Annotated in this window: 11 protein-coding genes; 4 read left to right on the top strand and 7 right to left on the bottom strand. The window is 45.7% G+C overall.

The features are described 5' to 3' along the window. The 7 genes from P5V12_RS13855 to tagH all read right to left on the bottom strand — a co-directional run bounded on the left by P5V12_RS13855 (nt 1) and on the right by tagH (nt 9697). Complete coding sequence (locus tag P5V12_RS13855) at nt 1-780, bottom strand: PP2C family protein-serine/threonine phosphatase (protein WP_316953679.1); 780 nt, start codon at nt 778-780, stop codon at nt 1-3. Nucleotides 781-787: 7 nt separating this feature from the next. Then, nucleotides 788-1531 (bottom strand): type VI secretion system-associated protein TagF, encoded by a 744-nt coding sequence (gene tagF / locus P5V12_RS13860; RefSeq protein WP_316953680.1) that lies wholly within the window; start codon nt 1529-1531, stop codon nt 788-790. 9 nt (nt 1532-1540) lie between these two features. After that, the gene (gene tssM, locus P5V12_RS13865) at nt 1541-5104 is read right to left on the bottom strand and encodes a type VI secretion system membrane subunit TssM (protein ID WP_316953681.1); all 3564 of its coding nucleotides are present in this window, start codon (nt 5102-5104) and stop codon (nt 1541-1543) included. A 73-nt stretch (nt 5105-5177) separates the two neighbouring features. Next, nucleotides 5178-6089, bottom strand: a complete 912-nt coding sequence (icmH, locus tag P5V12_RS13870) for a type IVB secretion system protein IcmH/DotU (protein ID WP_316953682.1) — start codon at nt 6087-6089, stop codon at nt 5178-5180. 15 nt (nt 6090-6104) lie between these two features. Continuing rightward, a complete protein-coding gene (gene tssK, locus P5V12_RS13875) occupies nt 6105-7439 on the bottom strand; it encodes a type VI secretion system baseplate subunit TssK (protein WP_316953683.1) in 1335 nt (444 codons plus the stop codon). Between the two features lie 41 nt (nt 7440-7480). Beyond that, nucleotides 7481-7975 (bottom strand): type VI secretion system lipoprotein TssJ, encoded by a 495-nt coding sequence (tssJ, locus tag P5V12_RS13880; RefSeq protein ID WP_316953684.1) that lies wholly within the window; start codon nt 7973-7975, stop codon nt 7481-7483. A 24-nt stretch (nt 7976-7999) separates the two neighbouring features. After that, on the bottom strand, nt 8000-9697 hold the full coding sequence (tagH, locus tag P5V12_RS13885) for a type VI secretion system-associated FHA domain protein TagH (RefSeq protein ID WP_316953685.1): 1698 nt from the start codon (nt 9695-9697) through the stop codon (nt 8000-8002). A 384-nt stretch (nt 9698-10081) separates the two neighbouring features. On the opposite strand from tagH, the gene tssA reads away from it, so the two are divergent. The 4 genes from tssA to tssC (P5V12_RS13905) all read left to right on the top strand — a co-directional run bounded on the left by tssA (nt 10082) and on the right by tssC (P5V12_RS13905) (nt 14833). Next, nucleotides 10082-11197 carry a type VI secretion system protein TssA gene (gene tssA / locus P5V12_RS13890; RefSeq protein ID WP_316953686.1) on the top strand — a complete coding sequence of 372 codons (1116 nt, stop codon included), beginning with the start codon at nt 10082-10084 and terminating at the stop codon, nt 11195-11197. A gap of 29 nt (nt 11198-11226) precedes the next feature. Next, entirely contained in the window at nt 11227-11757 is a 531-nt protein-coding gene (gene tssB / locus P5V12_RS13895; RefSeq protein ID WP_316953687.1) for a type VI secretion system contractile sheath small subunit, read from the top strand. After that, a complete protein-coding gene (gene tssC / locus P5V12_RS13900; protein ID WP_316953688.1) occupies nt 11747-13240 on the top strand; it encodes a type VI secretion system contractile sheath large subunit in 1494 nt (497 codons plus the stop codon). The genes tssB and tssC (P5V12_RS13900) overlap by 11 nt, the downstream gene beginning before the upstream one ends. A 66-nt stretch (nt 13241-13306) precedes the next feature. Further along, on the top strand, nt 13307-14833 hold the full coding sequence (tssC, locus tag P5V12_RS13905) for a type VI secretion system contractile sheath large subunit (protein WP_316953689.1): 1527 nt from the start codon (nt 13307-13309) through the stop codon (nt 14831-14833). Nucleotides 14834-14836 lie beyond the last annotated feature (3 nt).

The following is a 14836-nucleotide window of genomic DNA, read 5'->3' on the forward strand; positions in this document are numbered from 1 at the left end:
CTATTCGCTATCATTCGAACCAGGCGATTCAAATTTGCCCGGTTCACCACGTACTACTATCACAGAGACATTGTCTTTTGCCCCGCTTTCCAACGCTTTATTAATCAAATCCTGAGCGCATTCTTCAACATCACGAATGGCAAGAGAACTGACAATTTCCGCTTCGGGCACTGCGTTATATAAACCATCACTGCAAAGTAAAAAGGTATCACCAATCTGTGTGCTAAACGCATTAATATCCACATACAATGGCGATTCCACACCAATAGCTCGAGTAATGACATTACCCTGGGGATGATTTTCTGCTTCTTCGGGAGTGAGTAACCCCATTTGCAACATTTCTTCGACCTGGCTATGGTCACGGGAAAGCTGTGCAAGTTCGTAATTTCGGTAGCGATATAAGCGGGAATCTCCCACCCATAAACACACACCAACACGGTCTTTAATCAACAACGCCACCACCGTGCTGCCGATGGTTGCGTCTTCCAACATAATATCGGCATATTCTATTAGCTGTTCGTTAACACTAATTAATCTGTCTTCGACAGTGTTAACGAAGGTGCTTATTCTGTCCTGGTCATCCATAAACTCCAACGCAGCCACGACTTTACTACTGGCAACATCACCAACAGCATGGCCACCCATGCCATCGGCAACAGCCCACAAGCACCGGTTCGGCATAGAGATTACGGAATCCTCATTGGCTTCACGTACCGTACCGACATCGGTTTTGGCACAGCTTCTCCAAGTAATGGGTCTTCTACAGGTTATATCACTCATTACGCTTCTACAGTTCTGAATCTACTTGTTCTTCGGGTTGCTGAATTAATTGGAACGGTTCGTCCCAATTGCTCTCGGCCCACTCGCCATCTAACATAGATGCAACACCGCTTATTTGTGGTAAACCTTTAGTAAAAAATACACAGGGCTCAACTAACTGAGAGCCTCGAGTACTCCAGGCGCCATAACTTACATGCAATTGCCTCATACAAGCATCAAGAAATAACGGGTACACAGAGTTTGGTGCCTGACCTTCAAAGTCCATATTGATTACCGGCCCCATAGCACCACCCATGTAGTCCATTTTTTGATAGTTGGTTGTATCGTCAAGCTTGGCAAAATTAATTTCCTCGACGATCTCATCAATCATGATTTCGCCATCCAACGCTTGCAATGCAATTTCTTCCAACTCTTCAAACCACTCTATGCGGTTGGCGATTAAATCCGTTGGCCGCATATGAGTTTTCAACTGTCGAACAATGGAAAACGGAAAGTAACGCCCGACACGATCAACACTGGGTAACACAATACCAGCCCAAACATGATCATCGACCACGCCTTCGGAAAGCGCAAAACGCCATATCGGACTGGTCAGATAAGTATCCAACCAGTTTTCACCAAGCTGCTCTTGCGTGCCTCCGACAAAACCTTGCAACCAAGTATCCCAGACTTCAACAAAACCAGCGTCCAGATCTCGGCACAAGAAGTCGCCGTAGGTCGGCAGCTTTCCAAACAGGCCCGTATTATTCATAGTGACACCTTATATTTTGTCCGGACAACGGAACGCCGCCAACAGGTTGTTACTAAACGGGTTATTAATACTTTTTGCTTTTCCTTCATAGGTGATCTGATGCAACTCGTCGTTTGCATCTTCTTTCAACTTGAAAGTAATTCGATAAACATTAGATTGACTGGTGCGCTCAACCCGGGAATCGTCCATTAACCGGAACCATGCCCAAGGGCCGTTATAAGACATATCACGGGTTCGCTCATCCAAGTCTTCGAACACAATCCTCACACGTTTGTTTTCATCCGCTCCAGACCAGGTAATCGCTTTCCAGAATTTTGGTCCGTGGTTGTAAGTTAAACGTGTGTCACCGATATCCAGAGTAAACCTCGCCTCACTTTCACCTAACGCGTAAGGACGTAATTCAAGGCTAATACTCGGTGTTTCCGGGTTTTCGCGGAAGAAGACATTTTTTATGTTCAGCGCCCGTCGTATTTGCTTAATGCTGCTTTCCGAGAAGCCCATTGAATATCCGTCAACCACTCTGTTTGACCAATCTTTACGTGTATTAACGAAAGGTTGAAGAATCTCGGCATAGAATAAATCGACTGTACCGCCAGGCTTAAAGAACTCGCTGAAATCGTACAGAGCTAATTCATCTTGTGATGATTTATTTAATGGATACCGACCTGCCAAGGCACGAGAATAAGGTTCGTAAACCCGTGTACGCCACTCGGCATTAACGTACCCATTCGCAGAACGCATCACCACTTTCCAGCTTTCGTCCGCCAGCGTTGTTAACCAACCGCGAATTTCCGGTGGCGTTTTCTTGGCATATTCACGCAAGTTAGTAATGGGGTTACCCGCACCACCTGAGTATCGCCCCTTGGCAATATTAAAAGCCTGCATTGCTGGGTCAGGCGCCGTGGTAATGTCCTGAATATATATTTGAACCTCTTGTACTTTCGCCAAAATTCGATCAATTGGCGCTCCGCCTTGAGAAGAGGCCTTTAATAATGCGTTTACATCTTTAAAACGTCGATCCACTTTGGTAATTGGCAGCTTGCTATTTGCAAATTCAGACGCTGCACCAAAATGTCGTAAACGGTAGTTCGCGTTTTCAATTTTTTCTGTGTGCTGAATTTCAGGAATCGGGGTCAATAACGTGTTGCCTTTACCCACCTGCAACAACGCAATAAATGGAGAGTAAACCGGATCAACAAACAAACTCAGCACGTCATTGGCATGGTTTAAGTTCTTGAAGGGTGCAACTTCCATTGCCTGATAATATTTGGTCCATACTTTGGTGTAATCCGATAAGTAATGATCTTTTGCTTTCTCACTGATTTCATTTAAATCGTCTTTAACAAAATCAACACGCTCAGAATCATCGTCAGCCAAGACCCAGCGTTCATTCACCACACCGGATACAACCGGGGACTCGACGGAGAAATCCGTATTTTCGTACCCCTCAATGGTGTAGAGCAAAGGTATGGATAACGCATCTTCCGCTTCCGGGGTCATTTTAAACACCGAGGTCACACTCTCACCCAGCTGCGTGCGCAAATCCACTTTTTGAAGATATTCAGGGTTGGTTTTAAGGCGACTATAAACCCGTTGCGACACGGGTACGCGCATTAACAAACCACGAGTCGAAGCAATCAGGCTTTTATTCAACTCCGGCCTGTTCTCTTCCAGATCCAACGCCATAAGCGCATGCAAGTGAGCTTCAAGCTCTTGCTTGCGGGTCGCCTCACCGTGGAATTGTTGTTCCCAACGTTCTTCAAACCAGTTGGTAACCATTTGCACATCCATATTTTCCATTTTGTCGAACATCATATAAATACGAAATGTGCTGTATAGGTCTCCGCCTTCATGCCCACGCTTAAGTTGCTCTTCAATACTTTCAATTAATTTTGGAAACAATAATTTCTTAAGGTAGGTTTCGTAGGCTTTATCCGCTTCATGGTCTACACGGCCATCGTACATTCCCATACCGGCCAACCAGGGGTGTTCTTCCTGGTCATACACAATACTTGCGTTGGCCAATGCATTCAGCGGCGGTAATACCGCACGAATATCTTTGTTCCATGGGCTGAGTCGTTTATTTTCAGCGTTAAATTCTGCAATAAAATCATTCACGTTGGACATGAACATTTTGTGACGAGTAATACTGCCACTCCAGACAAGCACCAAGACAACAGTTACCACACTCAGGCCAACCAGTGTTGCTCTCTGCGCCCAACGGATCATGGCCTCGTAACGGACGTTGGCTCCCACCAATTCCGCTTCAGGGAAAATTACCTCACGGAACAGGCGGCCAAGGAAATAACTTTTACCTTGTTGGTAGGGTGATTGAGCCACTTCACGGGAGAAACCAAAATTGGATGAGACCGAGGTCATCAAGCGATCAATTGGCGTTCCATCCTGAGTACCACTGGAAAAATATACGCCGCGAAGATAAGGCTGGAAACGATAGCGATTTTTAATAAAGGTTTGACGAACAAACGCATCGACAATGGATTTTAAGTTTTCCATTTGTTGCGGGAAACCCTGCACTAATGCACGACGTTTTACATCCCGCTCTTGGTGCACTTTCCATAAAACCCGGTCGTAAAGTCGGCCAATCAGCTTGTCCAACTCTTCATTCATGTAATCAAATTCTGGGCTTTGAGTTAATTTAGGTGCGTTGGGTAATGACACCCCCCAAACCTGCTCGCGCTCTTCTTTACCCAAATCCTCATAGAACTCACTAAAACCGGACACCAAGTCTGCTTTAGTAAACATAAGATAAATCGGAAAGCGAATTTCCAGTTTTTCCATTAGCTCGTCTAAACGCGAACGAATCACTTTAGCGTGTTGAATTCGCTCTTCTTCTGTCTGCAATAACAGGTCGTGCAGACTAATCGCAACAATGGCACCGTTAATGGGACGGCGCTTACGATTTCGTTTTAATAAATTAAGAAAACCTTCCCAGGCAGAACTGTCCACCACTCGGTGACTATCCTGAGTTGTGTAGCGGCCGGCGGTATCAATAAGCACTGCATCATTGGTGAACCACCAATCACAGTTTCGGGTACCACCCACACCCTGAACAGCACCTTTACCAAACTGTTCAGCCAACGGAAAGTCCAACCCGGAATTGACTAAAGCCGTTGTTTTACCGGACCCAGGAGGCCCAACAATGATATACCAGGGCAGCTCATATAATGCTTTATTTGAGCGACCGCCAGAAAACTTGAGTTTTTTTAATGTGCCTAACGCCTGCGAGAAGCGTTGGTTCATTTGACGAATTTCTTCTGCTGCCTGATCGTTTGCAGCGCTCTTTTTTTCTTCTTCCTGATTTTTCGCCAGGTCTTCAACCAGTTCAGCATTTTGTTTATTGGCTTTTGCTTGAACACGAAGGTTGTTTAACCCCCATAGAACAAGCAACACCATAATAATGCCCAATCGAACCACCGGACTGGCGAGAGGAGCAGTATTGTTTTCCCCGAATTTAATGAGCGGACCTGCAAACCAGATAAGCAACGATATAAGCAATAAGCCTAGCAGTGCGATGGTTACTGGATGTGTGAAAAAATTTTTAATTTTTTTCATTTTTATATCACGTTTAATGGGCAGCTAATGGCCTGATTCCAATATTTAATTCGTATTCAAATGCAACAAAGGATTATTGTGGCTTTTTATTTGAATTTTCCTGTTCTTCAATGGTAGAGATTTCTACCAGTTTTTCCGCCACGGGAGCCGATGTTTTATACAACCAATACCGGAACCCGGAATAGCCAAAGAAAAGAATTGCAACAGCAATGGTCACTATGACCCACATGGGGATATGATCAGTCAGAGTACGACGAATATTCCCTAACCCCTGCCAATTTTCTGAAAGAGCGCGCTCATACTCACCACGGTAAGAACGGATAACGCTGAATAATTCATCGCGAATATGCTCAAGTTGATCCCGACCACGATTCGCCAATCGATACTTTCCTTCAAATCCCAGGCTCAAACAGATATAAATCAACTCAAGCATGTCGAGGTTTTCACCCGGAGTTTGTCGCATCCGATCCAGGATAAGAAAGAATTTTTCACCGCCAGAAGTTTCGTTATGAAATACCGTTAACAACGTTCGCTGTGCCCAGGGGCTATTGCTTCCCCAGGGTGTATTCAGCACGGCTTCGTCCAATGCTGCACACATCACGTAACGAGCAGAAAGCATAATTTCCTGTTTATAGCCCAGGTCACGCAATCTTCCCTCAAATGCACGTATCTCATTGGTTAACCGCGTGTGTAAGCCTGCAACATCCGGGTGACTCATGGATTGTCGGGTTTTTTCAAACACGGCAATTAATGTGGATGCCGCATTGACCAATGGGTTTAACCCTGAAGCAGTTCTAAAGTATGCCGCTTCAGTGTCAAGGGAAGGCCGGCCTCCAGCCATGGCTCTCGCAGGTGCTTGCTGCTGAGGTTGCGGGGCCCGAGGTTGGGCCGCTGCTCGCCTCCGACCAGGAGAAGGACGCATTACCGTGCGGTCCATTCCCGGGCGCGGTTGCTGAAATACGGTTTTATCTGAATCGTCTGACATAATTCACCAGCAGTGTTATTGGCGGATCGCCCAAAATTCGAATTCAAGACCAGGGAATTCCCCACCCACATGCACAGCAAAACCACCGGAATTTTGTAGCTCTTTCCAGAAAGCATTTTGCTTTTCCAACTCAAAATACGTGGTTTCCGAACGGAATGGGATTTGACGTGGTGCAACTGGTAACGCTTTAAGCGGAATACCTGGCATTGCCGCATTCACTAACTGACGAATACGCTCAACTGGCCCGATTTTAATTTGCGCAGGCAAACGGTTACGAATCACATCTTCAGGCACATCAGCCCGCACAGCGAGAATGTATGTCGCCGTAGACAGCATGGATCTGTCGGTAATTTCGGCAACACGAATACCGTATTTCTTTTCAACCAGGCTAAGCGCGACGGCAGTTTGTTCATAAACCATAGACAAGCATTTACGCAAGCTACCCATAACCGGAGAGAAAGTCGTTTGCAAATCATCGTGTAAATATTCGGGAAACGCTGGCGGACGTTTTTCCTGCGCAACAAATGTCGACAGCTCTCCCACCATTTGCAGCGCCTCAGCATACAAATTCACAGGATGCAGGCCGTTCATTTTCGCCAGGTGATTAGTGAGCGGCTCCAGTCGATTAATTAACTGCAACATCATATAGTCGGCAATTTCTGCTGTGCCGCCGCGACGTGCATCTGCAAGTCGCCCCGCAATCGCTTCCGCCCGATGATGCAACAGACCGGCAAGCTCGGAAATAAACCCTGTCAGTTTCGGCGCGGCCTTACAATCAACACAGGTCGGTAAATATTGGTCATCAAGCAACACATTTTTATCATCTCTCGATTCAGAGATTTTCAATACCCCGATACAGGCGTAGCCGCTTAAGTCATCACCTTCCAACAACAACCGTAAACGCAGCTTACCAACCTCCAAAGGCTGATTATCGCCACCATCTGTTGCAACATCGCGAACCGACACTTCCGAGGAATAATAACGAGCCAGGCCACGCGTGCTTTCCTGTGGAAGGATTTCAACCGCACCGGCACGTTTTACCGGTACCGCAAGATACACAATTTTATTATGCGTATTTTCCGGCACTTCAAGAACTGGCGGCACATCGTCAACATCTGGAAAACTGAAAGGTGTTCCATCGGGAAACACGCCTTTCGCATGAAGCAACGATACTTTACCTAAAGGCAAAAGTTGTTGATCAATTTCCAACTCACTGACACCCCAACCATAAGCTCCGTATGCTGAACACCGTCCGTGAATGTACCGTTCAAAATATCGGTCCTGCTGTTGAAAGTGCTGCGGGTTAAGAAACATTCCCTCAGACCATATTACCTTGCTATCTAGCGACATACCTTTTCTCTTTATGGTATCGAATGAACTCGAATTAGCTATTATTTTTCGATTAATTTAATGTCGTTGCTGGTGATACGAACCTTAACCGAATCACGAATAACATTGTTTGATGTTACCGGGAAAACCAATTTGTAGTTCGCATCTTTATATTTAAAAAACTGAGCAAATAACGCGATGTATTGAGTATCTTCTTCCAATACAAATTTCTCTATTCGGCTTTGCCCCGGCACTAATCGTTTTAGCTCTTGTTTGGAAACGAAGTCCGCTCCCAGAATCTCTTCATCGCGCTCGTATAAATCAATAAAATCTGATTTATTAAACATCTTGGTCGACTTGAGCTGATAAAGACGAATAAATAGAGGTGATGGACGATTCTGCTCATCTGGATTGATATCAGAATCAACGATTAAGTTGAGCTTTAAGTTGGTATCCAGATTAAGTACGCCGCCAACACCACTATTTACAGTCTCGCAGCCGGATAATCCAACTAGAACCACGGCGGAAAAGATCCATGCTAATTTGTATTTGAACATACTGACGTCCCCCAAAAATTATCTTTAATTTTTATTTTTTCGCTCAGCTACAAGCCGACGTAATTGATCTTCGTATGCTTGAACAAAATCGTCACCGAATAAATGCTGGAAAGAATGCTCCATATTATCCATCAGGTTTTTATAGTGCTCATGATAGGCAGCCCAATATTTGGCTTTTTGCATTGCAGGAATAACCGCTGCTTTGCCGCCTTTATCAAACATTTTTTCCAGATTCTCCGGGTTAAAACGCTCAATCATACTTTCGAAGCCGTAACGAATACCCGCAATAATCGCTATCTGATGTTCCGCCACGCCCTGAAAACCTTCTTTAAATGCTTCAACAGGCTCTTTATAAGCAGCGCTTTTTTTGACGAACATGTTTTCCAATGCCTCTTCGACATTGACAGAAAACTTAAGCGGATTATTTTCCACCGGCTGAATGGTGGTGACATTCATTCTAAATTCATTCTTGATGCTGGTTCTCGAACGTAACAGTTGCATCATGCCTTCCACTACTTCACGCATCAGTTCACCGGCCAACTGGCTGATTTCCAACACTTGCTCATTACTCAAGCCAGAGCTATCCAACCCCATTGCATCAATAAAAGCGTTACCCGCTTTAATGGATTGAATCGCATTTTTTCGCATCTCGGCTTTTTTGGCCTCAGCAGAACCACCAGGCTTTGGTGAGGCGGTTTGAGTTTGACGTGCCGGACGCGGTTTCTGAGACGCAACTTCGGCTGCGGGCTCAGCAGGAACCGGGCGAGGCCGAGGCTTTGGCGTTGGTGCAGGTTTAGGTGTTGGCGCTGGAACAGGCGCAACTGGTGGAGCCGCTTGTAACGGGTCAGGGTTAGGTATAGAAAAATCTGTCGGCTCGGAAGAGATATCTGGCCCACCGAAAGGAGAATTATCGGTACCGCCACCCATGAGATCGTCATCCCATCCTTCTGGGATCAGATTCTGTTCGGAAGAAGAAGGCCAACTCACATTTTGTGATAACGGATCTGAACCGTCACCGTAACTATTCGGTGAAGGTTCGGAACCAAAAGGCGAAGCAGAATTCCCTGAAGGTGGTGCAAAAGGATCGGAAGTGAATCCGCTATTGGATGCACTGCTGCCACCGAAAGGGTCAGAGCCAAAACCACTATCCGACGTCATTCCGCCACCAAATGGATCATTTTGACTTTTGTATGCATTATCAAGCGCGGCAAGTGGATCAGAAACTTCAGGCTCAGGGTTGAGAGAAAGACTGTCTTCGAAATTGAGCCCTGATGAACCAAAAGGACCGGGATCTGAAGCTGGAGGTGTACCGAACAAGCTATCGTCAGAAGCCATAACACCGAACGGAGAATCTCCGAAAGGCGAAGACGACCCCATGCCTTCACTCATAGACGCACCGGCACTGTCGACACTCGCTTCGAAGCTATAGTCCCCAAGCTCGAATGTATCACCATCCGCCAACGGCATCTGACTCCCTTTTCCCAAAGGCTCGGGAGAACCGTTAACAAATGTCCCATTGGTACTTAAATCAGTGATGAAATACTGGCCGCCGGAAAAGCTGACCTCACAATGTCTGGAAGATAAAAAGCGATCGGGATCTTGCAAAATCCACTGGTTATTCGAACCTCGCCCAATACTCCCACCTTCCTCTCCGAAGGTACGACTGGTTTCCGGCAAGCTTACCCCTTCAGGCGATTTAACAATTGTTAATATTAATGACATTTGATCGTCCTGATAATAATTCTTAACTCACAACGACGGGCTTCTTTACCACCACCCACTTCATCAGCAGACTCGCGAGTATATATCCCCTGAGCCGGGGTATAAATCGTTGAACCCAAAAGAGTTTGGATTTTTTACCAACTTTGATGGTAAAGCCTACGATGCGCTCAAACCCCGCACTATATCAGACATCTACGATGCGAGTTAATTGTGCAAATCCGTCTTCAATGTTAACCTGCCCGCAATAAAAGCGGTGTTTATTCTGGACATCAAACAGCTCAGCCCTTAAGTGTGAACCAGAGCACAAAAAAGAAATGACTTAGACGCCAAAATGCTTCAGCGCCTAAAGTTGATAAACAAGTTTTTGCAAAGGAACATAGGAACATGGCCTCACCAGAAGTCATTGACGTTAGTGGTTTATTAGAACCCATTTCGGACGATCTACCTGCTGGCTCAGATCCTAGAGAGGACCGCTCCCCCACTTCACCGTATCAAACAATAAAAGCAGAAAGAAACGCTGCACGCGCTGCAGAACGCAACAGCGTGCACGACGGCAATACCACTGAAGCCGATGATCATTGGCGAAAAGTATTAACCACTGCACCAGAAATTCTTAAATCAGTAGGCAAAGACCTGGAAGTTGCCAGCTGGTATATCGAAGCCCTAGTTCGTCGCCATGGGTTTCAAGGCTTAAGGGACGGCTTTAAACTTGTTCACGGTTTAATCGAAAAGTATTGGGATAATTTGTATCCCATGCCAGATGAAGACGGCATTGAAACTCGCGTCTCATCTCTATCCGGCCTTAATGGTGAAGGCGCAGAAGGTGTTTTGATTGCGCCCATCAGAAAAGTGATGATCACTGAAGGCCAATCTGTTGGCCCATACAGCTTTTGGGAGTACCAACAAGCTCTCGACGTACAGAAAGTAGCCGATGAATCAACGAAATCTGCAAAAGCTGCTAAATTAGGTTTTACACTGGACGAAGTTGAAAAAGCGGTATCGGAATCCAGCCAGGAATTTTTTGTCAACCAAAGAGACGACATTACCCAAGCGATTGACGCATACAAAGCCGCAGGCCAGTTACTGGACGAGCACTGCGGAGTCAATGATGCTCCCCCCATCCGAAATATCATCGAAGTTTTGGAAGAATGTTGTGGGGCAGTAAACCACATAGGTAAGCACAAGTTTCCAATTGAGGAAGTTGGGGCAGAAGAAATGACAGAAGATGGCGCAGAATCATCGCCAGATTCAACGGAAGGAGCTGCTCCCGCTGCGGTACAACGGGGCCCAGTACAAAGTCGCGAAGCCGCATTCAAGCAACTTACCGAAATAGCCGAGTTCTTCCGTAAAACGGAACCACACTCACCAGTTTCATATGTTCTGGAAAAAGCAGTAAAATGGGGCAATATGCCATTGAACGAGCTAATTCAAGAGCTAATTACAGACAACAACTCTCTAGAACGCTTTAGCGAACTAACAGGCGTTAAAGTTGAGAATTAATCCAAACCAATTGCTGCAAGGGTGGAATTATGTCCGAAAGCATTCATGATAAATTGAAACGTGTTAGAAAACCCAGGGTTCATATTACCTATGACCTTGAAACCAATGGAGCGGTCGTCAATAAGGAAATCCCGTTTGTTATGGGTGTTATGGGAGACTATTCCGGAGACAACACTGAAGGGAAAAAAGCCCTGAAAGACCGCAAGTTCTCTCAAATTGACCGGGACAACTTCAACGAAGTCATGGGTAAAGTAAACCCAAAACTCGATATGAAAGTTGAAAACACCCTTGAAAATGACGGTAGTGAGTTTTCAGTAAGCCTGGATTTCAACAATATGGAAGACTTTGAGCCACACAAAGTTGTGGAACAAGTTGAGCCGTTGAAAAAGCTTATGGACACTCGCAACAAGCTCCGCGACCTGCTTACCAAGGCAGACCGCTCTGAAGAGCTAGAAGAAGTTTTAGAGAAAATACTCAGCAATACTGACGCACTTAACGCTTTATCCAGTGAACTAGGCGTTGAATCAGGTGACGGAGAGGACGGCAAAGATGGCGAATAATGAAGAACAAGTAGCAGATAGCAGCCAGGAGGCGGAAGCCCAGGAAATCAGTTTCCTTGATCAGGCAATCTCTGCAACTAAGCAAACTCCTAAAGACCAAACTGAGGATTTGCTAAAGGCACTAACTAAAGAAGCATTATCCGGCTCATTACAGTGGGATAAAAACCTATCAGTAACGATTAACAATGCCATTGCTGCCATCGACGCGGCGATGTCAAAGCAGCTTGCTGCTGTTATGCACAATGAGAAATTCCAGAAACTGGAAGGCTCATGGCGAGGATTGAACCATCTGGTAATGAACTCGGAAACAGGTTCTCAGATGAAAATCCGCATGATGAATATCAGCAAGAAAGAATTAAGCCGTGACCTTGAGAAAGCGGTTGAATTCGACCAAAGCCAGATTTTCAAGAAAATCTACGAAAGTGAATTTGGTATTGCCGGTGGTGAACCTTATGCAGCGTTGATTGGTGACTACGAATTCAGTTCTCACCCAGAAGACGTATCGCTACTTTCAAAAATGTCTAACGTTGCGGCTGCGGGCTTCTGTCCTTTCCTATCCGCTGCAGCACCTGAGATGTTTGGTTTTGAAAGCTACACAGAGTTGTCCAAACCTCGCGATCTTGAAAAGATTTTCGACTCGGCAGAATACATCCAATGGCGCAGTTTCCGCGATAGCGATGACTCTCGCTTTGTTACATTGGCAATGCCCCGTGTATTGGCTCGTTTACCATATGGTGAGGCAACCAAGCCCGTTGAATCATTCAACTATGAAGAAGCGGCAACAAACGAAATTGGTCAGCACGTTACCAGTGAACATGACACTTATTGCTGGATGAACGCAGCCTATGCCTTGGGTACAACCTTAACAAAAGCGTTTGCTGAATACGGTTGGTGTACCAGTATCCGCGGTGCAGAAGGTGGCGGTAAAGTTGAAGGCTTACCAAGTCACACCTTCGTCAGTGATGACGGCGACATGGATCAGAAGTGTCCAACCGAGATTGGTATTACTGACCGTCGTGAAGCAGAGCTTAGTAAACTTGGTTTCTTGCCATTGTGTCACTACAAAAATACTGATTACGCGGTGTTCTTCGGTGCACAAACCACTCAGAAACCTAAGAAATTTGATAACCCGGATGCAACTGCAAACGCGGCGATTTCTGCTCGCTTGCCATACATCATGGCGACCTCTCGTATTGCTCACTTCTTGAAAGTAATGGCTCGAGATAAAGTCGGTTCCTTTATGGAAGCGTCTGAAGCGGAAGAATGGTTGAACAAGTGGATCAGCAACTATGTAAATGGAACGCCAGGCGCAAGTGCTGAAATGAAAGCCCGCTACCCACTAGCAGAAGCGCGTGTTGAAGTTAAAGAAGTACCAGGTCAACCTGGTGTATTCAACGCAGTGGCCTGGATGCGTCCTTGGCTGCAAATGGAAGAATTGACTGCCTCGTTACGGTTGGTAGCCAATATTCCTAAAGCAGGCTAAAAAATAGCTTAAAACAAAGGGGGGCATCGCCCCCCTTTTTTTCGCTAACTTCGTGGAATTTTGTCTGTGACATCGAATATCGTATTACCGGACTCTCAGCCAGAAAAGGACCCGTCTGCCTTTCGGATAGACTTGGATCTGCTGTACACCCAGGATGCTTATATTAAAAACCTGGATGATTTTCTCGCAGAAAAAAATTACAAACGAGCACTTGAGTATTGGTTAAAAGAATACGAGGATTACCAGCGTTTAGAAGACGCACAGGAAATAAAAGAAGCGCTTCACCACAGCATTGCAGAAATTGATCATAAAATTAATGATCAACTTAACATCATACTTCACACCCCCAAGTTCCAAAAACTCGAAGCCTCGTGGCGAGGTTTATGGTCTCTTGTTGAGCAGGTTGAAGGTACCAAAAATATTAAAGTCAAAGTTTTAGATATCAACTGGAGCGAAGTGTCGAAAGACATTGGCCGAGCGTTGGACTTTGACCAAAGCCAGTTATTTCAAAAAGTATACAACGAGGAATACGGTACACCCGGGGGTGAACCATATGGCGTATTAATCGGCGATTACACGATTAGCCACCGCCCATCCCCAGACAATCCCTATAACGACATCGCCACGATGGAAGGCATTGCACAAATTGCCGCCGCGTCATTTTCTCCTTTTGTGACATCTGCGGCTCCAGAGTTATTTGGCATTGATAGTTTTGCCGAACTTGGCCAGCCGATAAACCTGAAGAATATTTTTACCCAGCAGGAATACATAAAGTGGAACGCGTTAAGAAATAAAGCGGATTCGCGTTTTCTGGGTTTAACATTACCCAGAGTGTTAATGCGTCTTCCCTACCGAAAAACGCCCGGTAGCTATAAAGGCGTGTATTTTCAGGAAAAGCTGTCTCACGATGGTTTAACCGGTTATTTATGGGGCAATGCCTGTTACGCCTTTGCTCGAATATTAATTCGGGAATTTGATAACGTTGGTTGGTTTGGCCATATTCGAGGCGTTCCCAGAAATCAACTTGGCGGTGGCCTGCTGACCAATATGGCGGTAGATCACTTCCCTACCGATTCAGAAGGATTAATCGCAAAACCCACAACGGACGTCATTATTACGGATGCCGTAGAAAAAGAGTTGAGTGAGATTGGGCTTATTCCATTGTGCCAATGCTACGATGTGCCATTTGCCGCGTTCTATAACAACCAGTCGGTACAACGTCCAAAAGACTATAAAGAAAAAAATACCGAAGTGAATGCCCGGCTGTCCGCCATGTTACAACACGTACTCTGCGGTTCACGCGTGGCGCACTATATTAAAGTCATGATCCGTGACAAAATTGGCTCTTTTATCAGTGCCGCAGAATGTGAAAGCTTTTTACGTAAGTGGCTATTTAAATATACAACTGGTCGGGAAGACCTCGACTGGGAAGAACAGGCGCGTTTCCCATTACGAGAGGCCGCAGTCAAAGTTCGCGAGCACCCGGAAAAACCCGGGCAGTATTTGTGTGTTATTCACTTGGTGCCACATTATCAAATCGATCAAATGGTATCCGAACTGGAACTGGTCACTGAACTGGCGCAAACGAAATAATAT

The organism is Teredinibacter sp. KSP-S5-2 (genome assembly GCF_032773895.1).
Lineage (GTDB): Bacteria > Pseudomonadota > Gammaproteobacteria > Pseudomonadales > Cellvibrionaceae.